23 protein-coding genes are annotated in these 22,821 nt (G+C 38.5%); 9 read left to right on the top strand and 14 right to left on the bottom strand.

Annotated elements, in window-relative coordinates; all coding sequences use genetic code 11:
* Positions 1 to 157 precede the first annotated feature (157 nt).
* Positions 158 to 1,846 (bottom strand): TrkA family potassium uptake protein, encoded by a 1,689-nt coding sequence (locus ANA7108_RS0103190; protein WP_016949319.1) that lies wholly within the window; start codon positions 1,844 to 1,846, stop codon positions 158 to 160.
* 234 nt (positions 1,847 to 2,080) lie between these two features.
* A complete protein-coding gene (locus ANA7108_RS0103185) occupies positions 2,081 to 4,606 on the bottom strand; it encodes a sigma 54-interacting transcriptional regulator (RefSeq protein ID WP_026103959.1) in 2,526 nt (841 codons plus the stop codon).
* A 69-nt stretch (positions 4,607 to 4,675) separates the two neighbouring features.
* Here ANA7108_RS0103185 and ANA7108_RS0103180 point away from each other — a divergent pair, with 69 nt between their 5' ends.
* Positions 4,676 to 4,861 (top strand): hypothetical protein, encoded by a 186-nt coding sequence (locus ANA7108_RS0103180; RefSeq protein ID WP_016949317.1) that lies wholly within the window; start codon positions 4,676 to 4,678, stop codon positions 4,859 to 4,861.
* A 666-nt stretch (positions 4,862 to 5,527) separates the two neighbouring features.
* On the opposite strand, the gene ANA7108_RS0103175 is transcribed toward ANA7108_RS0103180, so the two are convergent.
* The 5 genes from ANA7108_RS0103175 to ANA7108_RS0103155 all read right to left on the bottom strand — a co-directional run bounded on the left by ANA7108_RS0103175 (position 5,528) and on the right by ANA7108_RS0103155 (position 10,661).
* Positions 5,528 to 6,139: an RloB family protein gene (locus ANA7108_RS0103175; RefSeq protein ID WP_016949316.1), complete on the bottom strand. Its 612-nt coding sequence runs from the start codon at positions 6,137 to 6,139 to the stop codon at positions 5,528 to 5,530.
* Complete coding sequence (locus ANA7108_RS0103170; protein ID WP_016949315.1) at positions 6,123 to 7,547, bottom strand: ATP/GTP-binding protein; 1,425 nt, start codon at positions 7,545 to 7,547, stop codon at positions 6,123 to 6,125. The genes ANA7108_RS0103175 and ANA7108_RS0103170 overlap by 17 nt, the downstream gene beginning before the upstream one ends.
* A 360-nt stretch (positions 7,548 to 7,907) precedes the next feature.
* The gene (locus ANA7108_RS0103165) at positions 7,908 to 8,402 is read right to left on the bottom strand and encodes a hypothetical protein (protein WP_016949314.1); all 495 of its coding nucleotides are present in this window, start codon (positions 8,400 to 8,402) and stop codon (positions 7,908 to 7,910) included.
* A 145-nt stretch (positions 8,403 to 8,547) separates the two neighbouring features.
* The gene (locus tag ANA7108_RS0103160) at positions 8,548 to 9,261 is read right to left on the bottom strand and encodes a rubrerythrin family protein (protein ID WP_016949313.1); all 714 of its coding nucleotides are present in this window, start codon (positions 9,259 to 9,261) and stop codon (positions 8,548 to 8,550) included.
* 293 nt (positions 9,262 to 9,554) lie between these two features.
* Positions 9,555 to 10,661 carry an alkene reductase gene (locus ANA7108_RS0103155; protein ID WP_016949312.1) on the bottom strand — a complete coding sequence of 369 codons (1,107 nt, stop codon included), beginning with the start codon at positions 10,659 to 10,661 and terminating at the stop codon, positions 9,555 to 9,557.
* Between the two features lie 277 nt (positions 10,662 to 10,938).
* Between ANA7108_RS0103155 and ANA7108_RS0103150 the strand changes: the two genes are divergently transcribed.
* The 3 genes from ANA7108_RS0103150 to ANA7108_RS0103140 are packed head-to-tail and all read left to right on the top strand — an operon-like array spanning position 10,939 to position 13,537.
* Positions 10,939 to 11,937 carry a GDP-mannose 4,6-dehydratase gene (locus ANA7108_RS0103150; protein ID WP_016949311.1) on the top strand — a complete coding sequence of 333 codons (999 nt, stop codon included), beginning with the start codon at positions 10,939 to 10,941 and terminating at the stop codon, positions 11,935 to 11,937.
* A gap of 13 nt (positions 11,938 to 11,950) precedes the next feature.
* A complete protein-coding gene (locus tag ANA7108_RS0103145) occupies positions 11,951 to 13,135 on the top strand; it encodes a glycosyltransferase (RefSeq protein ID WP_016949310.1) in 1,185 nt (394 codons plus the stop codon).
* Positions 13,136 to 13,165: 30 nt separating this feature from the next.
* Entirely contained in the window at positions 13,166 to 13,537 is a 372-nt protein-coding gene (locus ANA7108_RS0103140) for a hypothetical protein (protein WP_016949309.1), read from the top strand.
* A gap of 48 nt (positions 13,538 to 13,585) precedes the next feature.
* On the opposite strand, the gene ANA7108_RS0103135 is transcribed toward ANA7108_RS0103140, so the two are convergent.
* The gene (locus ANA7108_RS0103135; protein WP_016949308.1) at positions 13,586 to 14,017 is read right to left on the bottom strand and encodes a hypothetical protein; all 432 of its coding nucleotides are present in this window, start codon (positions 14,015 to 14,017) and stop codon (positions 13,586 to 13,588) included.
* A 708-nt stretch (positions 14,018 to 14,725) separates the two neighbouring features.
* On the opposite strand from ANA7108_RS0103135, the gene ANA7108_RS30060 reads away from it, so the two are divergent.
* The 5 genes from ANA7108_RS30060 to ANA7108_RS0103110 all read left to right on the top strand — a co-directional run bounded on the left by ANA7108_RS30060 (position 14,726) and on the right by ANA7108_RS0103110 (position 18,968).
* Complete coding sequence (locus ANA7108_RS30060; protein WP_016949307.1) at positions 14,726 to 14,875, top strand: hypothetical protein; 150 nt, start codon at positions 14,726 to 14,728, stop codon at positions 14,873 to 14,875.
* Positions 14,876 to 14,907: 32 nt separating this feature from the next.
* Complete coding sequence (locus ANA7108_RS0103125) at positions 14,908 to 15,252, top strand: hypothetical protein (RefSeq protein WP_016949306.1); 345 nt, start codon at positions 14,908 to 14,910, stop codon at positions 15,250 to 15,252.
* Between the two features lie 55 nt (positions 15,253 to 15,307).
* Positions 15,308 to 17,434 (top strand): pentapeptide repeat-containing protein, encoded by a 2,127-nt coding sequence (locus ANA7108_RS0103120; protein ID WP_016949305.1) that lies wholly within the window; start codon positions 15,308 to 15,310, stop codon positions 17,432 to 17,434.
* A 175-nt stretch (positions 17,435 to 17,609) separates the two neighbouring features.
* On the top strand, positions 17,610 to 18,104 hold the full coding sequence (locus ANA7108_RS0103115; RefSeq protein ID WP_016949304.1) for a hypothetical protein: 495 nt from the start codon (positions 17,610 to 17,612) through the stop codon (positions 18,102 to 18,104).
* 93 nt (positions 18,105 to 18,197) lie between these two features.
* Positions 18,198 to 18,968, top strand: a complete 771-nt coding sequence (locus ANA7108_RS0103110) for a cobalt-precorrin-6A reductase (protein ID WP_016949303.1) — start codon at positions 18,198 to 18,200, stop codon at positions 18,966 to 18,968.
* A gap of 49 nt (positions 18,969 to 19,017) precedes the next feature.
* Here the strand turns inward: ANA7108_RS0103110 and ANA7108_RS0103105 are convergent, their stop codons facing one another.
* The 6 genes from ANA7108_RS0103105 to ANA7108_RS0103085 form a co-directional block, all read right to left on the bottom strand.
* Positions 19,018 to 19,353: a XisI protein gene (locus ANA7108_RS0103105; protein WP_016949302.1), complete on the bottom strand. Its 336-nt coding sequence runs from the start codon at positions 19,351 to 19,353 to the stop codon at positions 19,018 to 19,020.
* Positions 19,341 to 19,481, bottom strand: a complete 141-nt coding sequence (locus ANA7108_RS31325) for an element excision factor XisH family protein (RefSeq protein WP_237741555.1) — start codon at positions 19,479 to 19,481, stop codon at positions 19,341 to 19,343. The genes ANA7108_RS0103105 and ANA7108_RS31325 overlap by 13 nt, the downstream gene beginning before the upstream one ends.
* 20 nt (positions 19,482 to 19,501) lie before the next feature.
* The gene (locus tag ANA7108_RS0103100) at positions 19,502 to 20,161 is read right to left on the bottom strand and encodes a hypothetical protein (RefSeq protein WP_016949301.1); all 660 of its coding nucleotides are present in this window, start codon (positions 20,159 to 20,161) and stop codon (positions 19,502 to 19,504) included.
* 92 nt (positions 20,162 to 20,253) lie between these two features.
* On the bottom strand, positions 20,254 to 20,817 hold the full coding sequence (locus ANA7108_RS0103095; protein ID WP_016949300.1) for a Uma2 family endonuclease: 564 nt from the start codon (positions 20,815 to 20,817) through the stop codon (positions 20,254 to 20,256).
* A 53-nt stretch (positions 20,818 to 20,870) separates the two neighbouring features.
* The gene (locus ANA7108_RS0103090) at positions 20,871 to 21,434 is read right to left on the bottom strand and encodes a Uma2 family endonuclease (RefSeq protein ID WP_016949299.1); all 564 of its coding nucleotides are present in this window, start codon (positions 21,432 to 21,434) and stop codon (positions 20,871 to 20,873) included.
* A 140-nt stretch (positions 21,435 to 21,574) separates the two neighbouring features.
* Entirely contained in the window at positions 21,575 to 22,729 is a 1,155-nt protein-coding gene (locus tag ANA7108_RS0103085; RefSeq protein ID WP_016949298.1) for an iron-containing alcohol dehydrogenase, read from the bottom strand.
* Positions 22,730 to 22,821: the final 92 nt, after the last annotated feature.

Here is a 22,821-nt window from a genome sequence, read left to right as displayed (position 1 = left end):
AAACTAGAAAAATATACTAATTATCAAATATGTCTAATGCAATACGACTTAAATATTTATTTTTCTTGGCATAATTTAAAATCCTTAAACTATCATACAGATATTGGCTTTCCTTGACAAATAATTTGTGAATAACAATATATCCCAATATTCCACTTCAACCTATGATCGGCTGCTGTTCCTCACGCCATAATTGATATAATCGATTTGCAGGAATGGTCATATATAAAATATCTCCAGGACTGAGATTAGTTTCTAATAAATCCCAGCCATTTAAAGTTTGATGATTTGTCTCTAAATATAAAGGTACAAAATCTGCAGACCTGGCTACATCTTTGACCCATTGACCACAAAAAGGGTGTAAAGGTGTAATTAAAGTGGCAAAAGCTACCCACAAACTATCGGCAATAATCCCATTCCCAATAATTCTACCCCCAAGGGCAGCAGCAGCAAAAGCAGGGGCGGCTAATTCCGCCGGACTCAATACAGCTTCAAAGTCAAATACCTGTTGTGCCATACCCGCAAAATCAGGATCAACGTAATTAACAATTACAGGAATTTTGGGTTTTAAACACTTAGCTTTAAGAGCAATTTCTAAATTAGTAGCATCGTTGTTAGTAACAGCCAAAACTGCGGCAGCAGTATCTATATTACTAGTTTGTAAAGTTGTCCGAAAACTGGCATCAGCAAGAATAATAGGAATACTCATTCCCCTAGCAGTGCTGACAAATTTATTATTAGGATCTGTTTCAATTACTACTACTTCATGTCCACTGGCGTGGAGTTGCTGGATAATCCTAATACCAATCCCACTCAAACCACAAACAATATAATGACTCCGTTGGGGAATTCTGGCAGCATCCCAAAATTGTTTAAAGCGAGTACCTAAAACAAAATCAGTAAGCATAGCATACCAAATCCCAAAAACTGCTGCCCCTGCCAGCATCATAAAAACTGTAAATAATTTAATGCTATTTGGTGCTTGTTCTACTACTTTATCATTACCACCTGCACCTGTAATCATGCCTACAGCAAAATATAAAGCATCAACAAATGAGATATTTAATTTAGTAGAAACATAGGTAAATGTAGCCAGTAAAATAATTACTACTAGTACCATTGCCATGACTATCACAGATTGAGCGTGTTTCTGAAACTGGCGGATACTTGTAAATATTTTTAGCAGTTTTCTTCCTAATGATTTCCGTGATTGATTAATGCGAGGTTGAGTACCAATAATTAAGCGGTCGCCTACTTTTAATCTTTGTTCAGACAAGACCGCCGATACTAAATTCATCTTCCCGACTACAGGTAGATAATAAATTAGCATTCGCGTATTATCTTCCCATAAATCACTCAGTTTCTGACCTATCCAAACATGATCCTCATCAATATATTCTTCCTGAATTGGCCAAGTTTGATCAAATAACTTAATTTGTCCTATTGCTTGATTTCCCAAAGCCGCAAAAGTAAATACTGGTGCTGCTAAACCAACAACACTCATACTAAAATGGTCTACTATAGTTTGATCTAGACGTTCACCTAAATTTGTATTATAAAAGCGGTTAATAATCCGAATACGAGAATTTAATACCCGCGCTTGCATCATAATTGACAAATTTAGGGCATCATCAGAACTAGCAATTACTAAAGTATGTGCTTGCTCAATTCCTGCTGCTTTCAGGGTAGAAGCTGCATATAAATCGCCAATAATTACATCTCCCGCAGCTTCGCCAGGTATGGGTTTGCGATGAATACCGACAACTAAAGCACCCTGTTGTCTCAGCAAACGAAAGATTTTATATCCAGTGCGTCCTAAGCCACAAACAATGATTCGAGGTTTCATGAAACAGCCGCATTATTTACAGACAAGGCTGCATATCAGTTATTTATCTCCATTGTTACTCACTTCGGGAAGGGATAACTGTAGCTGAAAATACGATCAGTTTAAATAGAATGGTACGTTAACAAAGTGATGCAGAACTTACGGTATTTACAGATACTAAAGCATTTGCTGATTCGGCTAAATTAGCTATATCTAATCAGTAATAGAAGTCAATTGATTTATCTTCGAGAATTTTTAAAATACAATCAACATCGACATACTCCAACCTAAAATAATAGCTCCCAAGTGTTGCCAAAGCAGCATCCGTAAGGGTTGTCGAGCAATTTTTTGTGTTAAAACCATCGTTAACAACACAGAAAACACAAGAGTAGAACCTTGTAAAAATGCAATCACTGCTGGGTGTGCTACCAATATTGGCAACTGTTCGCCATTTAAACCAAAAGTTGCAAAAGTCACCGGCAAAATTCGCCCTCCTTCATTTAAACCCAAACGTAAATAATGCGCCAAATTTCCACCCAATATCAAAGGTAAATAACCATAAACAAGTTCGATAAAAGGTCTGGGTTTAGAAGATGTTTTAATTTTGGATTTTCCCAGCCAGTAAAAAAGTTGCATTAACTTATATGCCCCGAAAGGAACAGCCACAGGAATAATTAACGCCAACAGCGATAAACCTAAATGCGGTAAAAACTGATTTAAATCTAGTTCCAAACCTAACCAAGTTTGTAATTCTGGTAAACGATGCAAATATACTCCACCCAAGAGTAAAAATAATAATGCCACTTCATAACTGCGGGGAGTATGAGTTGTCCACAATTCAATTCCAGGAGGACGCAAATTAAAGGCTACAGAACGATGAGGACAAGCTTTTAAACAAGTCATGCACAGAACACAATCGCGGTTTTCTTCTAACTGGGCTGGGTGGGAATATATAGGACAGCCGTTAGTTTCTAAACCTTCGCCTTTCTGCACTCCGCCTTTATAACATTGATAAGTTGTGCAACTGGCAGAACAGATACCTTGTTCGGCGCGAAGTTCGGTCATAGAAAGTTTAGCAAATAAGCCATTCATGCCGCCAATAGGACAGAGATAACGACACCAAAATCGCCGCTCAAAAATGGCAGAACAAATCATTGCGCCAGCGGTAATTAATAATAGTAACCAAGCCGAAAGATAAGCTGTATTTTCTAAATGCCAAAGTTCTTCCCAGAGGAAAATGAGGGTAAATAAACCAAATAAAAACCAGCCACCCCACTTTTCAGCTTTTTCTCTTGGCCAGCGTTGCAATGTGCGCGGAAATAATATCAAAGATAGCTTTTGGGTGATTTCTCCATAAATCATAAATGGACAAACAGAACACCACACTCGCCCTAAAAAGGGAAATATCAACAGCGAGAAAGGCCACCACCAAGCCCAAAACATATTTAAAGCAAAATTGCGATCGCGCGTTTGCGGTCCCATGAACAACACAGCCACAATCAAGGGAAAAGCTATCACCGTAAAACCATAGTTGATGCGTTCCGGCCACCAATCACTTCGCAGAAATCGCCGTAACCTCGGATAGGCATTTAATAAATTTACCCGAAATTGCTGTTGCTTCCCTTGGGTAGCCCAAAACAGTTCTGTTGTTAATTCACTGGCTGTTCCAGCTTGCACTATGGCACGTTCAACGAGATTTTTGAGTTCTTTGAGGTTTCCGGGAAAATCATAGGACTGAAGGCTACGTAAAGCTTCAGGAGTCATCCGTGGTTTCGCTAAACCTCTAGAGCGAGTGTAGAGACTGGTGTAATATTCCACCTGCACTTTAATATCAGCTTTCCTGACCCGTAACGGCGGGACTTTAATACTATGTCCAACACAGCGCTCAACAGTTGGTAAAGTTTTTTCTGATACCATGAGAATCCGGGCTTTACTGATGCGAGCTTCAGCCGGTGGATCTTCAGGACGCGCAGTAGGTGAATATGTCCCTGTTTTGAGTAACTGTATCAAACTCGGTAATAATTCTGTGGGTAATTCTTGGATGTTGTTGAGAATGAGAGTACCTCCTCCCAGCCATTCCAACAGTCCTGGTTTACCACCAGCACGACCAAATAAATCTGCACCGCTATGTTGAAGAAGGCCACAATTAATTTTAATAATTGGTTGTCGTCGTTGGGGAGAACTATAGTGAATTAGGGCGGCGATATTATCTTTATCTAAACCAGGTTCCCCAAAAATAACTACAGATTTCTGGTCATTAGTCGCTTTACAAATTTGCTCTCGTAACTTGACAGCATACCGACTTGTACCCACAATTCCCCGTTGGGCTTTGGTGACTACATAGGGTCGCAAAGCGAGAGAACGCTCTTGTTCGTAGGTTAACGCAGATGCTAATTGAGCCAATTCTTGAGCTAATAGACGAGACAAAGCTTGGCTAATTTCTGGATATTGACTGACTAAATCCTGAAATTTGGCGCGGGGGATAACCCAGAGATGACATTCTGTGAGGGTGGTAATTGTGAATGGGATTAATTCATCTAGGAGTATTTCTTTGAGGTGAATAACTGCACCAGGAAGGAAGCCACAAACAGAATCGCTTTCTATTTGACCATTGACGAGAATATAAAGCGCTTGTGGGGATGTTCTTTCAGTAACAAGGTTTTTTCCAGCGGGAATGACGGTTTCTTCTATAGCTTGAGCGATCGCATTCAATACTTCAGATGAGAGAATGCCTAAAGTTGTGCGTTCTTGTAGCCATGTAACAATTTCTGGAGATGTCAGCATGAGTTCTCCGTGCAGACGTATAACCAAAATTATCGCTGATATTCCTGACAAAATAACTTTGTTCAGATGTTGTACATCAATAGTGCAGTTGTTGTCACGACGCTTTCACCAGAAGCCGCAGCTGCATCTTTACAAGCTAGAGCCGAATATATAACCTTAGCTTTGCCTATTTGGCGAGATATCACAACTCATGAATTTTGTCATCCCACCGTTGCTGATTTTGCCCCTAGGAGAATTGGTTTAAGCATTTAAATTCGATAATTACGACTTTTAGAAAACAGGTTGTTAATTAATGAAGGGTTTCACCCCTCATAGCTAAAACATTGGTTTTATATGGTTAAGTTGCTTTAAAATCAGTTTTAGATAAATATATAAAGTGTCTTAAAACCTACTGAAATCAAGTCTGGATAGAGATGAGGGGTGTTACCCCTTTTTAATTTACCAACAGTCTCTTTTCAGTTATCCGGATATTTTTGCAGAAATTTATCTAGTGATTTTCTGTTGCATTAACAGATATTCATATTGTAAATTGTTAACAATGAACAATATAAAAACCAAAAGAAAATGCCAAATTGGCAACCACCTGATGATGAACCAAGCTAAATTGTATTAGACAAACGAAAGCAAGCAGTTGTGAAAAGGTTAAACAAATTAGCAAATGATTCTTGTTAAGGTTGTCAGACAAATAAATAGAATTAGTGTTTGCTGCAATAGGAATACTCACTGAGTAGAGGCGTTATCGTTAACCTGTAGATTACCCCCCTAAGAAACGATTAGCGTTATGTGTATATTCCTGAATCGCTTCAGCAGCAAATAGTAGAGTGGGAGAGAATGGCGCTTGATAATGCCTCCTCCCACTCTCTTTTTTTGGGGGTATTTTTGAAAAAATAATTCTTACAACTCTAATTAAATTAATGATTAACTAAAATCTTGTATTGCTTTAAGAAGTATCTCAACGAGTTTATAAACTCGCGTTCCTGGTGTATGAGGCCAATTATGATTATGGTTGGTATCCAAATACCTAGCACGTTCTACAGCTTCTTCAATATTTTCTTTGTACAAACTTAAGTCAAGATTACTCTTGTTGTAACTTCCTAATTTTTCACGTAGCTTATCTTCAATAATTCTGCATGGCTTATCATCAGGACTTAAATTATCAAAGTGTAAATATAACCAGCTTTCAAAACAGGGATTACTAATTGCTAAATGATATTTTTTCTTTCTAGCTTCACGGCAAATCTCACTTAATTTCTTGACAGGCCATCTGTCTACATCAAACATAAGCCAAAGACTATCATCTTCATTTAAATCATACTTTCTGACAAACTCTTCTAATCTATCTAAAACATATTGGGGAGCAGATCTGTTATCTTCTCCCGTAGATAATACTTCTATCTTTATGCGGGAATCATAAAACATTCCAAAGTATTGCTGTTCAGTTTCTGCACCCTCAGTAGCAATTATAAAAAGTTTTGCATCTCGTGTATTATAGGCACGATCAATTAATTTAGTTCTACTGATTTTTCCCATTGTTAATATTATTTTTTTTAGTTACATCATCTTCACAATCAAGCCATCCTAAACTACGAATATCACCAAAAAATGGAATAGCTCCAAATCGACCGTTTAAATATCCTTTTTCTATTTCCAAGTCAGGGCGAATTTTGAATTCAGCTAGAGAATAGATATGTGATGCACCTTGTTTATTTTTTTCAACAAACCAAATTTCATCTCGACGCAGAAGTTCTAAGTCAAGCAAATTAGTATCATGAGTTGTGAAAATTAGTTGGCTCATATTGTTTTGACTTTTGCATTTTAATGCACCTTCTACAAATTGACGTGATAGCAAGGGATGTAAACGACGATCCAACTCATCTAGAAAAATGACTTTTTCAGGATTTTCCTTCAAAATAAAAAGCGCAGGAATGAGATTAATCAAGCGCTGTGTACCTTCGGATTCCTCCTCGATTGTAAAGTCAACAAGGTGACCACTTTCATGATGATGTTGAGTTCTGATCTGAATTAAATTTAACTGATTTTGAGAATTTTTCATAAGAAGGTAACGCTTACCTAATGAATTCTCAATCATGACGGCTGAATTTTCACCAGATTCAGAAAGATTTTGAATTATTTCCTCTCTATGATTTTCTGGTATGTCTGGAAGATAACGGTCAAAATCTAGTTCAACCTCTGTTGTTCCTATCGAATCAATTCCTGTACCGGCAAATTTCAAAAAATTGCTCAAAAAATCAGTGAATTCCTTACTATTCAGCATTCCAAGCTCTAAACCTTGATGTGTAGCTTCTGCTGGTATAACGGTCAGCACCTTTTTGAACCAGTCAAATACTGGCTTTACTAACTGAACATTACGATCCACAGTTTCTGTCAAGAAAAGCTGATTAGGACGAGTACCTTGTTCAATAAATTCTAAAAATTGCTTATTTTTGTTACTTCTACCTTTAAGCGATGCTCCAAGCTCTACTTTTGTTTCTTTATTTTCAGAGGTAATACGCTCAAAGTATAGTACTTCTCTTTTTTTACCAGCAGGAGTGACATAAAGCCACTCTTCAAGAATCTGAGTAGCATTCAGCTTAAATCCATAAGAATAAAGGTTGTCCCGATAAGTAAAAATAAATTCAAACTTACTAGGTTTTTTATTGTCATCACCTAATTTAAATGGAGAAATTGGAATAATTTGCCCACTACGTGTTCCTTCTACAATCAAATTTTTTGCAAAATCAATTGCCTTGATCAGATTAGACTTACCTGCTGCGTTTGCACCATATATAGCAGAGATAGGCAATAGTGATCGCCCTTTACCTGCTGCGTCTACAGCAAAATGATCTGCATGACGCTGGTCACTGCTTACCCCCACTAGACTAAATGTTGTCTCCTCTCTGAAAGATAGGAAGTTTTCTATAGTTAACTGAACTAGCATTACTGTTTTACCTGCTCAAGAGCTTCAAATAAAATTACTACAACTTACTCAAATAATGTCATAGAATTATAAATGTGGAGATTTTTTCTCCAAAATAGTCATCAAGCAACCTTATTTTTGGTGTAGAATATCACTAGCGGATGAGAAAATCTGCAAGTATCAATACAAACTAATACACATCTGCTGAATTTTTAACCCTAGTAACTTTCAGCTAACCCCCTTCACCTACAAGTCAAATACCTAATACCTAAATACGAAAAATATCAAAATCGTAAAACCTAGCGCTGCCAAAAAATACACTATTCATTCCCCCAAACCAAGACCAAATAATGATAATGATGCACCTCTCGATAATTAATCTTATGTATTCTCTTTCAAAAACAAAATATAATCAACTATTATTTGTTTACTCTTAAACATAGATGTTTCATAATAAGTCAGGCGACGATGTTCACCAGAATGCAAAACAACAACAATCCAATATAACTGATTATCAATTTGGATTTTTTTACCAAATCTAGTTTTAGTAGTAAAGGAAGAACTACATGAGTTAATTAGTACAGTTTCAATTTCATTAAGTGGTATTTCAATCACTCCCTGAGAAAATATATTTCGTTGTTGCAAGGTGATTTTACCAATTGTGGAATTGAAGTGACAAGTTAGTACTTCATAACAATTATCAATATCTAAAAATAAAATACTAATAAATGCACCTGTTAAAAACCAAAAACTAAACATTATCCAGCCACCAAAAACTGATAAGATGATTCCTATAATGGGAGCCAAAGAATGATAGAATATATCTGACTGAGAGTATTCTTCAAGTCTGTAAATTTTTCTTATTTTTGGCAGCATATTTATTTATCCAGAAATTAAACTCAGTTAGTTAAAAATATAAAAATCCCCCTTCCATATTTTATAGATTATCAGGGAAGAGGGATAAAGGCTATATTAGTTGTAATTTACTTAAATTCAACCGAGAAACTCAATCAGTGTTATCTTAAGCAGCAACTTTTTCCTCAAGAGGTTTAAAAGTCTTTTTAGTAGCACCGCAAATAGGACAACTCCAATCATCAGGAATTGCGGCAAAAGGTGTACCAGGTGCAATTCCCGAATCAGGATCACCCGCAACAGGATCATAAATCATGCTGCATTGTCTACAAATCCATTTTTGAGTTGCGGGATCTTCACCTGCTACTCTAGTTACAGCTTGTCCTCCATTTAATACTTCCAAAGCTTCAGAGTAACGATCTGCATGGTAATTTTCAATGAATTTTAGCAACCCAAAACGGTGTGCTGCGGAGCGGAATGTGTTAGCATGATCGCTAGATTCTTGAGCTTGTTTAAGAAATTCTTCCGCTGCGGGATTATCACGATCATTTTCAGCAGCAGCAGCAAATTCAGGATACATTGTAGTGTATTCATAGGTTTCACCTTCAATTGCTAAAGACAAACAACGAGAGATAATTTCCCGTTTTTGTTCATCAGTTAAACTTGCTGCATCTTTAACAACTAATTCTGGATGTAACAACTGAAAATGAGCAAAAGCGTGTTCAGTTTCTTGATCTGCTGTTTCCTTAAAAAGTTTTGCTAAGTCGGAAAAACCCAGTTGACGCGCAACATTAGCAAAAAACAGGTATTTGCGATTTGCCATCGATTCACCACCGAAAGCAGATTCTAAGTTTTGAAGTGTAGTAAAGTTTGACAAATCCATAATTATTTGTGCGTACCCGCAAAGTGATATTTCCTGGTAAAAACAGGCTTTCAAACTAGGTGAGATGAGCCATATCTAAAATACAGTTATGTAGGGGCGTATTGCAATACGCCTCTACTAAATTTTGGGCTAAATTTACCTGCAATATGCTGTGTTTAGATAGGTTTGATTCAACCTATTTCTGCCCATGTTTAATTACCTGTTTTCTTAGCTGCTCTAGACGATTATAAAACCGAAACTGGTTATGAGTTTATCGATTTTATGCCGAATTTTATGCTGTCTTTGTGAAGATGCTAAGATTCTAAGAAAGCATAATCAGTATATCCTGTAGCATCGGCAGCATAAAATGTTTTTGGATCTGGTGTATTCAATTCAGCATTAAGTTGTAAGCGTTTTGGTAAGTCTGGATTAGAGATAAATAACTTGCCAAAAGAGACTAAATCTGCAATACCACTCATGATAATGCGCTCGCGAAGCGCTCCGTAGGAATCGCTTGTGATGCCATCATAGCCACCATTAGTAATGATAGTTCCTGGGTAAATCGGGCGAAACTCAGTAATGACAGGATTCAACACCTCACGGGTAGCTAAATCAACTTCATTCGGTTCCATCAAGTGCAGATAAGCAAGCCCAAAAGAGTTAAGCGTCTTAATCACATAGCCAAAAGTTGCTTGAGGATTGCTATCTTGCATCCCGTAAAATGTATTACTAGGTGAAAGTTTAATACCGACACGTTCACCTCCCCAAATATCAACCACCGCAGCTACCACCTCCAAAAGGAACCGACTGCGGTTCTCAATGGAACCACCATATTCATCAGTACGTTGGTTAGAGCCATCTTGTAAAAATTGGTCAATTAAATAACCAAACGCGCCGTGAAGTTCAACACCATCAAAACCAGCAGCCAAAGCATTTTTCGCCCCTTGGCGGAATTGTTCAATGATTTCAGTAATTTCCTCAATTTCTAAAGCACGAGGAGTTTCTAAAGACACTTTACCAATTGGCGTATGTAATGAACCAACCCCCGCTATGGCACTAGGCGCAACAGGCAACTCACCACCCAACAAAGACGAGTGGGAAACCCTCCCAGCGTGCCATAATTGCAGAAAAATTCTTCCTCCTTGTTCATGGACAGCATCTGTCACCAAGCGCCATCCTGCCACCTGCTCTTCTGAGTATATACCCGGACAATTCATGTAGCCTAAACTGAGAGGAGACACCATCGTGCATTCTGTAACAATTAACCCTGCACTAGCGCGTTGAGCGTAGTAAGTCGCCATTAGGGAGTTAGGGATACTGTCAATTGCCCTTAACCGAGTCATAGGAGCCATGACAATCCGATTGGGTAGGATATAGGCTCCTAGCTGAACAGGTGCGAAAAGATTGAGATTGCTACTCATTTTGTCAAATCTTTAAAATAGACAGCCAAAATTAATATATTCATAAATCTTTAATAAATGTTTAAGAAATTTCCGAAATCTCACTAATGGAAACACCAATTTTTCTGTAAAAATAATACTAACTCAAGTTCTTAGTTATTCATTTTCAGGGATTTTGTAGTCTGTAAGGTGCGTCAGACAGGATAATTTTAGGCACAGAGTGCTAATTTTCAGGTTCTGACGCACCCTACTTAATCTAACTAGCAACTTACGTTAATAAATATACTATATTCTCATTATGACAAAAACAGCCCTAATTACAGGCATTACAGGTCAAGATGGCTACTATCTCAGTCATTTACTGCTTAACCAAAATTACCGAGTCGTGGGCTTGGTATCTCCCCATCGACAACCTAACTTGTCAAAATTGGGAAGTCTAAAAGATAAAGTAGAAATTTACACCGTTGATTTAAGAGATTGTGCGGGTTTATTAACTGCTGTCGAACAACTACAGCCCCACGAAATTTACAATTTAGCTGCGCCGAGTTTTGTTCCCGATTCCTGGCATGATCCTTTAGGAACTCTCGATCTGATCACCGGCACTGCTACGCGGTTATTAGACGCAATCCGCCAAGTTGGTTTATCTACAAGGTTTTATCAAGCCAGCAGTTCAGAAATGTTTGGGGATGTTGATGTTTCTCCTCAAGATGAAGAAACTACTTTCCGTCCCAAAAATCCCTATGCGGCAGCAAAATTACACGCTCACTGGACTATGGTACATCACCGACAGCGTTATGGTTTGTTTGCTTGTAGTGGTATTTTATATAACCATGAATCTCCTCTACGTCCTCCTCAGTTTGTGACACGCAAAGTCTCTTTAGCGGTAGCATCGATTAAATTGGGTTTAGCCCAAACCTTAGAAATGGGTAACTTGGATGCCAAGCGTGATTGGGGTTTTGCTGGAGATCATGTTGAAGCTATGTGGCGAATGCTACAGGTTGATGAGCCGGAGGAATATGTGATTGGCACAGGTAAACTCCACAGTGTCAGAGAATTAATCGCCACGGCTTTTGATTGTGTGGAATTAGATTGGCGAAATTACGTAGTTACTAATAGCAATTTGTTACGGGCAGATGAACATTTTCAACTCGTTGCTAATCCCAGTAAAGCCAAACAAAATCTGGGCTGGGAACCAAAAGTTAGTTTTGAACAACTTTTAGAAAAGATGGTAAAAACAGATTTGGAAGGTTTGCAAAGTGGCAAAGTTACGCCTTTTATATCGGCTTTACCAATATAATATCTATCCAACAATGGTAATTAATCAAGTGGCAGATAAAGTAACTTCAAGTGGAAAATTTAACGAGAGAGCCAATCATGTATTTGTGTTCTTAGAAATTTTTGCCCTTGAAGGTGGAATTCAATCCTATGTTAAGGATATTTTTCGTGCTTATCAGGGATTAAATCAAAGTTGTCAAGCGGAAGTTTTCTTATTGCGGGATAGTCCTGATTGTGTTAATCCTTTTGCATCAGAAAATTTAAAATTTCATTATTTTAAAGGTAATTCCCCCAAAATAGGGAGAATTAAATTGGCTTTGGCATTATTTCGATATCTCATTCAAAACAGACCACAACAGGTTTTCTGTGGTCATATTAAGTTAGCGAGACTTATCCAAATTTTATGTCAGCCCTTGGGTATTCCTTATACTGTATTAACTTATGGGAAGGAAGTCTGGACACCGCTAAAAAATCAAGAAAGACGGGCGTTGGCTTCAGCTTCGACGATTTGGACAATTAGTCGCTATAGTCGAGATCGTGCTTGTGCTGCTAATGGGATAAATCCTCTTCAGGTAAAGATGTTACCTTGTGCTATTGATGGGGATAAATTTACTCCTGGCTTCAAAGCACCAGAATTAGTTGAGAAGTATGGCTTAAATAATGCCAAGGTATTAATGACTGTAGCGCGTTTATGGTCTGGGGATATTTACAAAGGTGTAGATGTCACAATTAGAGCATTACCGCAAATTATCCAGGTATTTCCAGAGGTAAAATATTTGGTAATTGGTCGTGGTGATGACCAACCACGATTAGCTCAGTTAGCACAAGATTTAGGTGTGAGCGATCGCGTGATCTTTGCCGGTTTTGTAGCTACAGAAGCATTAATGTTACACTACCGTCTAGCGGATGCCTATGTTATGCCCTCTCAAGAAGGCTTTGGCATAGTTTATCTAGAAGCAATGGCTTGTGGTGTCCCAGTTTTATCTGGTGACGATGATGGTTCATCTGATCCCTTACAAGATGGTAAACTAGGATGGAGAGTACCATACCGACATTCTGATGCAGTAGCAGCAGCTTGTATTGAAATTCTTCAAGGTCATGAACAGCGTTGTGATGGAAAATGGTTACGAGAGCAAGCGATCGCTGTTTTTGGTATACAAGCTTTTCAACAACGTTTACAACAAATGCTGCTCTCCTCCTCTTTGCTGACCAATGACTAAGATAAAGTGAAAGTAGAAAAAAATTGAGAAATGCGCTTTAATAACTTTCAATTAAATCTTGATAATCTCCGCCCTTGGCTCATATTCTTAGTAGTAATCTGGTTATTAGGATCATTGGGCTTAGGCTGGTTAGTCAATTCCTTGCTAATTATTGTGGGACTGTTCCTGGTGACACCTATCATAGGCTTCGTTGCGTTTCGCTGGTGGCTACAACGTAGCTTGGTTACTGACAAGTGTCCCGTCTGCGGGTTTGAATCGACAGGTTTAAATAACAGCCAGTTACAATGTCCAAATTGCGGAGAACAGCTATTAGTACAAAATGGTAAATTTCGCCGCTTCACACCAGATGACACAATTGATATCACAGCCATTGAAGTCCCACCCAAATCACGGGAAGATTAATTTTCAATAGTCAGAAGTAATTAATTAATTAATTATCAATTACTTTGACTACTTATTTTGTTGTGAAATTGATAGGGTATAGGGATACTGCTGTGGGGATAAATTGCCTATATAAATCAAGTATTGCCCAATCGGCCAAAAACCAGAAAGTTCTGGCTTATCTCCTGAATAATTATCTGCCATCACACAAAAGCGCCCCCCAGGACCCTCAATTAACAGCGTAGACTTTCCTTGGCTCTCAACTGTTAAACGCAAGTAAGGTAGTGGTTTTTTAACCTGAATAACTTGACTAGGTGCAGCGCTAATATTTCCGCAATTGCTCTTGACACTTCCTCCAGACGTTCCATTGACAATAGTTGGATCTGACTGGAGATTTTTATCAATTACAATGGTTGGAGTCTGGGCAAAACTAACTGGGTTGAACACCAAACTTATAGCCAAGATTGCGGGAACAAGATTCAAAAGTTTTAAAGTCTTCATTTTAATTAATGCTCCCAACTGTTGATATAAAAATTTATAAATTTATAAATTTAATAAATTTATAAACTATATCAAGTCCGGCTAATTGCTTATCAAAAAAACTCTCCGTGTAAGAGCGTCCCCGTGTCTTGAGCGCGGTTCCCTAATGATAAGTCTTTAACCGGACATGATATTATCTCTATCTGGTTATTGAGACGTAAGCAAGTCAGTTTGGTTCCGACAGAGAAAGTATAAATTTTTAAGTAGTTGGACAAAATGAAATTCATTAGCGAAGACCCTGAATATTGTGTTTAGTTCCAAACTTATTCAAGCTTTGGTGCGTTACGCTACCACTAACGCAGCCTACGTGTCTGTTCAAAAATCAAAACATTAAAATAAAATGTCCTGAAGCGTCAGCAGAAAGACAGAAAAATCTTACTGATACTCAAATTTAATCATGTTTAAGTTGTAGTACCTAATAAATTGTATCCTTCAGATTGGCAGCAAAAGCCGTAAATTTACGCCCTTGATTCCTGTAATATCGGTAAAATACATGATTTTTCCTAGCTATAGAGGTGTTGCACATATAGACATTACTAAAATCACTCAGTAGGTATGCACAAATGGCGTTGCTGAATAAGGGGATGATTGAGGCTGACGCGGGGACACGGAGACGCTCCAGACGCGGTGATTATATATTGATGCGGATTCTCAAATCATCCCGCAATTATGCAACGCCGCACAAATCAGCATAACTATTGTGAAGAAAAATTAACAAGGTTAGAACCTTCTTTCCTAGTGCTTAATCCTAAGGATAAATATTCCCGCCCACCTACTTCAGACAACCGCTACAGCAAGGATTTGGTTGATTGGTTGTAAAATAGGTGTCCTAGCTGAGGTAAACAAAATTCATGAATCCAAAATCAGAAGAAGACTGGCAACGTCGTCTCCAAAAGCTAGAGGAGGAGATGAATTCATTTTCCACAACCCCTACCCAATCAGAAACACAACAACAGACACCCTCGTCTGGATTTGCCAAATTGAACTCATATTTAGAGCGATCGCGTTTATGGTTCCAAAGTTTAGCGGGAATAAAAAAGGTTGCCGTTGCCGGTTTGGCGATCTTTTTAGGCTTTTTGGTGTTACAAACAGTGTTTAAACTGGTGGCATCTGTAATTAGTCTGGCACTTTTAGCAGTGTTAGTGTATCTTGGATACAAATTTTTTGTGTCTAATAGCTTTCAAAATAAGCAATAGTCTATTTTAACCGCGCCGAGAGTGGCGTAAACATAAAGTCAAAGGGAATTATGCAATGACGACCCCAACTGTCAGGACAAATATTAATCAATCTAGCCAGTCCAAAAAACCAGAAAAAGCTAATTCCCTACCCCTAGTAACAAGGCGTTGTGCAGCTTGGGCAGTGGAAATGACACTAGTAGTTGCCAGTGGCTTGGTTCCCTTTGGCATGGGTGTTTATGCCAATTCTCGCAGCGATATCAATCGAGTGCCGCTGAATCCAGTGTTGGTAGTCACAGAAAGAGCGATCGCCCGCCCTTTAGCTTTACCCGTCAGTTACGGTATTAGAAATGTGGCCTGGCCGACTAATTTCCTCTGGACAGTCGCCCTATTAGCACCAATTACCCTCTCCTGGTGGCAATTGTATTTACTGGGTAAAACCGGCAGCACCATCCCCAAACGGAGGTTTGGTGTCAAGGTAGTTAATGAAGAAGGTAACGCCCCCGGTTTGGGCGCTGTAGTCGTGCGGGAAGGACTAGGACGCTGGTCTGTGCCAGTTTCCATCGCCTATTTGCTTTGGCGCTACAGCTTTGCCTTTCCTAACTTAGGTCTGTTCACATTTTTAGCTGTGTTAATGGTGCTAGGACAAGCCATGGGCTGGCCTTCCCAAAAGCGCCGTCGTGCCTTCCATGATCAGTTAGCAGGTACTTACACCATTGATGCCATAACTGGCAACAAGCGGGTTAAAACCACGGTTAGTCCTAGCAATGAGGAGTCACCATCAGAAAATGAGGATGGGGTAAATACATCTAGTCAGCAACCTATCTCCACAGAGGTGAAGCTGGGTAGCCCCAATCTAACCCTGTTGTTGGTGGGTGTAGCCAGCATGATTGCGGTTTTATCAACTTTAGTTGGGACACAAATCTACGTCCAAAACCAAGAAAGCCTGCGAAAAACCCAGCAAATTAACAGCGAAAAGTTTCTCGAACTAGTAAAACAACTCAATCCTAATGCTGGTATCACCAATGAGGAACGCCAAAGGGCAATTCTGGTTTTGGGTGGTATCAACGACACACAGTCCATCAAATTTCTCGTAGATTTGCTGGTTAAGGAAACTGATCCCAACATATTAGATACAATCCAACAGGCTTTAGCAAATATTGGACCCCAAGCTCTGCCAGAATTAAAACGCATGAATCAGTTTCTCTCAGGGGAACTGGAATCAGCAGGTAACAGCCCAAACCAAGAGCTTAGACAAAAGCAATTAAGTCTTAACCAACAGGCTATCAATAAAATTTTGACTGTCTATAGCGGCAAAATTAATGACATCGATTTGAGCAGCACCCAACTGGGGACGAACAGCTCTGAAGCAACTTCTTTATTTAACTTGGTACTAAACAACACTGATTTATCTGGAGTGATTTTTAAAGCTGCCAATCTGAATCGGGCTAGTTTGAAAGGTAGTCGCTTCCGTAGTGTGGGTGAAGATGGACGTTGGGATACTTATGATGATGTCATCGCTGATTTGAGTAAAACTCAGTTGAAGCAAGCCAACCTTTCTGATGCTAACCTCAGTCGAGTATTGCTGAATCGCAGCGATTTAAGCCGCGCTATCCTCAACAAAGCGAACTTATCCAACGCCCGTTTAGTAGGTGCAAATCTCAGCAGCGCCCAGCTAATAGGCAGCGATTTACAGAAAGCAGTCTTGGAAAATGCCAGTCTCACTGGGGCAGATATCAGTGATGCTAAATTAATGGAAGCCAATTTATATGCTGCTCATTTAGGTCGTGTTTCTGCGATCGGCACACAGTTATCATCTGCCAATTTAACTAACACTGATTGGCAAGGTTCAGACTTATCTGAAGCTTATTTAGATAATGCTAATCTGAGCAATACTAACTTCAGTACGGCTCGTCTTTCTGGTGCTGTTTTGCGCTCTGCTAATTTGGAAAATGCTAACTTGCGAAATGCCGATTTAAGTCGTGCAGATTTACGGGGCGCAAATTTGAACGGAGCAGATTTTCAAGGTACTACACTCTTCCCTGCCAAACAAGACCCCGCAGATCAGTTTGTCCAAACTTCTGATCTCGGTTCACAAGCTGCTATAGTCCAGGGTGTGGATTTTACTGAAGCTAAAAATCTAGATCCCAAGCAACTGGCTTTCATTTGTACTAAAGGTGGCATTCATCCCCGTTGTCCTTAATTTGTCGTGATAGGGGGAGGGTATTTGTAAGGAGGATATCCGAGGAAATGGAGAATTTATAAATTCTTCCCTTTTCTAGAAATATTCTTCCTCCCCTGTCTCTTTGGACACTTTCCTTTTTTTCCTGGGATAACTTAGATAATATAGTTATTTATACGGTGTCAGGAGTGAGGTTATGAACCATCTTCCATATTTAATTTCAGTTCTAGGAGTTGGTGCGGTTTTGAGTTTGACTATCAATACCCAAGCAGCACAAGCTCAAGTAGCTTATGGTAGCTATGTTGGTATAGGCCCAACATTGGGGCTGAGTGATGGTACTCAACTTGGTGGGGTGTTGGCTGCCCGCTACAAGTTACTAGAAACACCAGTTTCTTTCCGCGCTCAAGCTTTAATTGGTCAAGGTACAGCAGTTGTGCCTACAGTTTCTTATGATCTCCCTCTCAACTGGCAAACTGATGTTTACTTGGGTGCTGGGATGGTATTAACTAGTGGGAATACAGCTTCCCCTGTGGGTAATAAAATTAGCTTTGCTTTGCAGCCGGGAATTGATTATGTTGTACCTAATAGCAAGACTGTGATTTTTGGTAATGCTATTATTGCTTTTGATGCTTACCGCAACAGTGGAGGTACAGCTTTATCTTTACAAGGTGGAGTGGGTTTAAGATTTTAATTAGTAAAAATTCAGCGGTGCTGATTAAAAGTATGAATTTATCTCTCGCAAAGTCGCAGTAAGAGTTTATAAAATCTAAAGTCCCAAATTGCTATGCTGCGTGTGTTAATTCTCGGTGGAACGGGTGATGCAGCTGAATTAGCCGCAAAGGTGGCGAATATTCCTGGAATTGAAGCAATATCATCTTTAGCCGGTCGTACCCGCGAACCTTCTACCCCTGTTGGTAATTTCCGTATTGGTGGTTTTGGTGGTGTGGAAGGATTGGCTATTTATTTGCATCAAATGCAAATTGATGTGTTAATTGATGCTACTCACCCTTTTGCAAATCAGATTTCTTTTCATGCAGCAAATGCAGCAAGGGAAGTAGGTATTCCCCGTTTAATGATGATTCGTCCGGCTTGGGAACAAGAGGAGGGCGATATCTGGATTGAAGTAGAAAATATTATCAATGCGGCCGCAGCGTTGGAAAATGAAGCACAAAGGGTATTTTTAACTATTGGGAGACAAGAAATCTCTGCTTTTTCCCATTTGCAGGAAATTTGGTTTTTGATGCGAATGATTGATCCACCAAATGCTGATGTTGTTATTCCTCCTGGTTTAGTTTTGTGTGATTGCGGACCCTTTTCTTTAGCAGATGAAAGGGAAATTTTAAGTCACTATCAAATAGATACTATTGTTAGCAAAAATAGCGGTGGTAATGCCACTTATCCTAAAATTATTGCTGCGCGAGAAATGGGAATAAAAGTGGTGATGGTGAAACGTCCATTAGTACCAGCAGGAGAACAAGTTGCAGATGTGGAAAGTGCTGTGAAGTGGTTGTTAGATAAGTTAGGAAATAATGCAGCTAAATGCAGAGAAATTTAGAGTAATTTTTTAATCAGTTCCACCACAAGCCCATACAGCTAAATCAATATTAAGAAACAGCATATTGAGAATGTTGTCTCAGTGCAGGATAATGAAAACCTATGACAATTTCTTGTTTAGAAATTCCCATTTCTTCTAGTTCTTCGCCAACATCAATATCTGTATTATTTTCCTGAAGCCAAATTTTTCCATCTTTGATATCAAAATGAAATATACAGGAATGAATTCGGCGTTTTTTATCCCAACCAGTTCGCAATAAAAGGTAATGATCATTTTCTGTATCAAAGATCAATTGGGTTTCCATATTTTGATCTTCTGAGCCATATTTTGCGTATTGCGTGAGAAATTCTCGCAAACATTGGCGATAGTAATTTAGTTTATCCATAATCTTATTACCTCTGTTACTTCATCATAAACAACTAGTTTAACAGGATAGTTTTGTAGGACTTTTTGGATGAGAACTTCTCCAAATAATGACTGATATGTTGAATCGGGAACTGCTAGATATAATATGCGTTCTGGTTCTTTTTCTTTTAAAGAAATTGAATAGGATAAGGATTTTGCCCAATCACACTTTTAGCTATTGCTTCCATGATTATACTAACAGCAAATAATATTGTTGATGAAGCCAAACTCCACATAGCATATCTTAAACACTCTCCCTTGTTTTTTGCTTGAAGTTCAAGTTGTTTTATTGCTCCTTTCCATGCACTAGCAATATAGTGACGACATCTTTCATCTGATTTGTAATACCACTCTCCATCTAACAAATCTTCAGGTGAGACGGTATCACCACATGGAGATGGCATTAATCCAATGATACATAAACCAATATCTATAGCAAGAAGAGCGCAAACAGCAATTTTGATATATAAACAGTAACCATTGTCTGAGAGGTCTGCTGAAAATCTCAGCAGTACACCGCTAAAACCTATGACGGTCGTCATCTTAGTATTAAGTGAATCTATACTTTTATTCACATCTTTTAAGAAACTTTCTGTATATTCATAAGCTAGTTTAGTATTAGTATGTTCTTCACTATCTATGAGATTGTTTTCCATGCCTAATAAGCAAGAGAATAATGACAAAAAAAATGAGCCACCTAAAAAACCACCTGCATCTCCTCCACCTGCTAACCCTAGCAAAATAAGGCTTGATGGCGATGATACTAAGGATAAATAACTGATTGGCATTGCTACCACATACTGAATAAATAATAGTTGATTTGAGTCAGGTGGGTATTGCCTACCTGATTTTTTTAATAAGCCTTAATAAATCAATATTATCACTCCAACAACCAACCAAACAACTCACCAACTGTCAATTGTAAATCACTAGCAAAAGATGGTACAGGAATTAACATATCTAATTCATCAAAAACCTCAACTTGTTGATTTGCATGATAAACAAAAATAGTCCGTTCACTTGGATCAATCAACCAACCCATTTGAGTACCATATTTTAAACAATGCAAAATATTTTTAGTTACCTTTGTCTGATTTTGATCAGGTGATACAATTTCAATTGTCCAATCTGGAGAAATTGCAAATGTGTTAGAAACTTCTCCATTTTCATCACGAGGAATTCTACCCCACACAAAAACTGCAATATCAGGTACTATTGAACGTCCACCAAAGGTACAACGCAATTCAGGAAATGCACGAGCAATTTTTTGAGGTTTAACAATAACATTAATCGCAGCTACAAGTTCACCTTGAACTATACTATGCTTTCCCTGTAGCATCGGTTTTTGAATAATTTGACCATCAATATACTCACTAGCAGGTTTTGTTTCTGGTAGTTGCAGAAACTCATCTAATGTGAGAGTTTTTAATATTGCTTGTACCATTTTGGTTAACTTCTAGAAAATATTTGTCTTTCAATGTTAAATTTAAGGATTTTCTACTTAAATAAACTATCCACAACACAACTAAATCCAGGCAGTAAAGGCGATATTAACTCATCATTAGCAAACAGAGTTTCTACTAATACTAAAATTGCCCTTTCTCTTCGATAAACTTCTATTTGTTGTAACCGCCAATTCATTATCCAATATTCCTGCACACCTCTAGAAGCATAAAGCTTTAATTTCACTTCTTTATCTCGGCGTTCATTTTCCACACCAGCAGAAAGCACTTCAATTACTAATTCTGGCGCACCTGTTAAATGTCCATCATCATCTAATAAAGTTGCTAACCTTTCATTACTTGCCCAAACTACATCAGGAATGACGTTATCAGCATCAGTAAAAATAATACCGGGAGCAGTTACAGCTTCTCCTAAACCTGTCGATAATGACCAACTATCGAGTACGTTAGCAATTCTGGTACAAGCTTTTTGATGTTTCCAATGTGGCGCTCTTGTCACAAATAATTCTCCATTAATTATCTCATAACGGTTGCCGTTATCTGGCAAGAGTTCAAGGTCTGAACTTGTCCAGCGTACTCCCTCATATATCTGGGTCATACGGACTCCTGTGGTGGTGATCAATAATTATATTATAGAATCTGTAGCAATATTGTTGTTGTCTCAAGTTGAAAAATTTTAGATATTAAAAATTGCTTTGTTATGGGTAGGTAAAATACCTACCCTCAAAAATTTAATTTCTAAGCACAAAGAGCTAAAATCTTCTCAACAGCTTGCAGATTAACATCTTTATTTTCCCCCAAAGCTATCATCCCATGCTTTTCTAAATTTTTGATTACTGCGGGAATAGTTTCTACCCCCACACCATAATCAGATAACCGAGTGCGGACACCAACTGATTCAAAGAAATCACGAGTTTTAGTAATTGCTGCGTCTACCCGTTCTGCTTCAGAACCACCCACAATATCCCAAACTCTATCTGCATATTGGAGAAGTTTTTGCCATTTGCAATCGCGTTTAATTGTCAATGTATTTGGTAATACAATTGCCAAAGTTTGAGCATGATCTAAACCATGCAAAGCTGTCAATTCATGACCGATCATGTGAGTAGTCCAATCTTGGGGAACACCAACAGCAATTAACCCATTTAACGCCATTGTTGCTGACCAAACTAAATTCGCTCGTGCATCATAATCTGTAGGATTTGCTAAAGTTTTTGGACCTTCTGAAATCAAAGTTTTTAAAATTGATTCAGCCATCCGATCTTGTAATGGTGCATTGACAGGATAGGTTAAATACTGTTCCATCACATGAGTAAAAGCATCAACTATCCCATTACTAATTTGTCTGGGAGGGAGGGAAAAAGTTGTTTCTGGGTCAAGAACTGAAAACTTAGGAAACACCAAGGGACTAGCGAAATATAGCTTTTGTTGAGTTTCCGACTTGGTAATCACCGAAGTTGGATTCATTTCCGAACCAGTCGCGGGTAAAGTCAAAACCACACCCATTGGTAAAGCCGCAGTTACCGCTGCACCCTTGGCTAAAATATCCCAAGGATCACCCACAAAAGGAACCGCAGCAGCTATAAATTTAGTTCCGTCAGAGACAGAACCACCACCCACAGCCAAGAGAAAATCAATCCCTTCTTTGCGGATTAATTCCACTGCTTTCATCAAAGTTTCAAAGTGGGGGTTAGGTTCAATCCCACCAAACTCAAATACATTCCTTCCAGCTAAGGCTGATTTTACTTGATCATAAACACCATTGGCTTTAATGCTACCACCACCATAGGTAATGAGAATTTTCGCATCTGCGGGTATTTCCGCTGCAACGTTGGCGATTTGACCTTTACCAAATAGGATTTTAACAGGATTGTAAAAAACGAAGTTTTCCATGATTAATCATACAAGGGAATTAGATTTCACCTTGAGTATTGTAATCAGGTTCTTGATTTTTTGCATATACCGAAAGAATACTATTTTCAACA

Origin of the sequence: Anabaena sp. PCC 7108 (genome assembly GCF_000332135.1) — a bacterium.
GTDB lineage: Bacteria > Cyanobacteriota > Cyanobacteriia > Cyanobacteriales > Nostocaceae > Anabaena.
This window is presented reverse-complemented; position numbering and strand designations above follow the sequence as displayed.

Coding starts and splice junctions, on each gene's coding strand:
- ANA7108_RS0103090 (WP_016949299.1), bottom strand. CDS start 21,434: ATGACCCAGATATATGAGGGAGTACGCTGGACAAGTTCAGACCTTGAA.
- ANA7108_RS0103125 (WP_016949306.1), top strand. CDS start 14,908: ATGAATCCAAAATCAGAAGAAGACTGGCAACGTCGTCTCCAAAAGCTA.
- ANA7108_RS0103150 (WP_016949311.1), top strand. CDS start 10,939: ATGACAAAAACAGCCCTAATTACAGGCATTACAGGTCAAGATGGCTAC.
- ANA7108_RS0103145 (WP_016949310.1), top strand. CDS start 11,951: ATGGTAATTAATCAAGTGGCAGATAAAGTAACTTCAAGTGGAAAATTT.
- ANA7108_RS0103160 (WP_016949313.1), bottom strand. CDS start 9,261: ATGGATTTGTCAAACTTTACTACACTTCAAAACTTAGAATCTGCTTTC.
- ANA7108_RS0103170 (WP_016949315.1), bottom strand. CDS start 7,547: ATGCTAGTTCAGTTAACTATAGAAAACTTCCTATCTTTCAGAGAGGAG.
- ANA7108_RS0103135 (WP_016949308.1), bottom strand. CDS start 14,017: ATGAAGACTTTAAAACTTTTGAATCTTGTTCCCGCAATCTTGGCTATA.
- ANA7108_RS0103100 (WP_016949301.1), bottom strand. CDS start 20,161: ATGCCAATCAGTTATTTATCCTTAGTATCATCGCCATCAAGCCTTATT.
- ANA7108_RS0103105 (WP_016949302.1), bottom strand. CDS start 19,353: ATGGATAAACTAAATTACTATCGCCAATGTTTGCGAGAATTTCTCACG.
- ANA7108_RS0103175 (WP_016949316.1), bottom strand. CDS start 6,139: ATGGGAAAAATCAGTAGAACTAAATTAATTGATCGTGCCTATAATACA.
- ANA7108_RS0103110 (WP_016949303.1), top strand. CDS start 18,198: ATGCTGCGTGTGTTAATTCTCGGTGGAACGGGTGATGCAGCTGAATTA.
- ANA7108_RS0103085 (WP_016949298.1), bottom strand. CDS start 22,729: ATGGAAAACTTCGTTTTTTACAATCCTGTTAAAATCCTATTTGGTAAA.
- ANA7108_RS0103120 (WP_016949305.1), top strand. CDS start 15,308: ATGACGACCCCAACTGTCAGGACAAATATTAATCAATCTAGCCAGTCC.
- ANA7108_RS30060 (WP_016949307.1), top strand. CDS start 14,726: ATGCAACGCCGCACAAATCAGCATAACTATTGTGAAGAAAAATTAACA.
- ANA7108_RS0103115 (WP_016949304.1), top strand. CDS start 17,610: ATGAACCATCTTCCATATTTAATTTCAGTTCTAGGAGTTGGTGCGGTT.
- ANA7108_RS0103165 (WP_016949314.1), bottom strand. CDS start 8,402: ATGCTGCCAAAAATAAGAAAAATTTACAGACTTGAAGAATACTCTCAG.
- ANA7108_RS0103180 (WP_016949317.1), top strand. CDS start 4,676: ATGTTGTACATCAATAGTGCAGTTGTTGTCACGACGCTTTCACCAGAA.
- ANA7108_RS0103155 (WP_016949312.1), bottom strand. CDS start 10,661: ATGAGTAGCAATCTCAATCTTTTCGCACCTGTTCAGCTAGGAGCCTAT.
- ANA7108_RS0103190 (WP_016949319.1), bottom strand. CDS start 1,846: ATGAAACCTCGAATCATTGTTTGTGGCTTAGGACGCACTGGATATAAA.
- ANA7108_RS0103140 (WP_016949309.1), top strand. CDS start 13,166: ATGCGCTTTAATAACTTTCAATTAAATCTTGATAATCTCCGCCCTTGG.
- ANA7108_RS0103095 (WP_016949300.1), bottom strand. CDS start 20,817: ATGGTACAAGCAATATTAAAAACTCTCACATTAGATGAGTTTCTGCAA.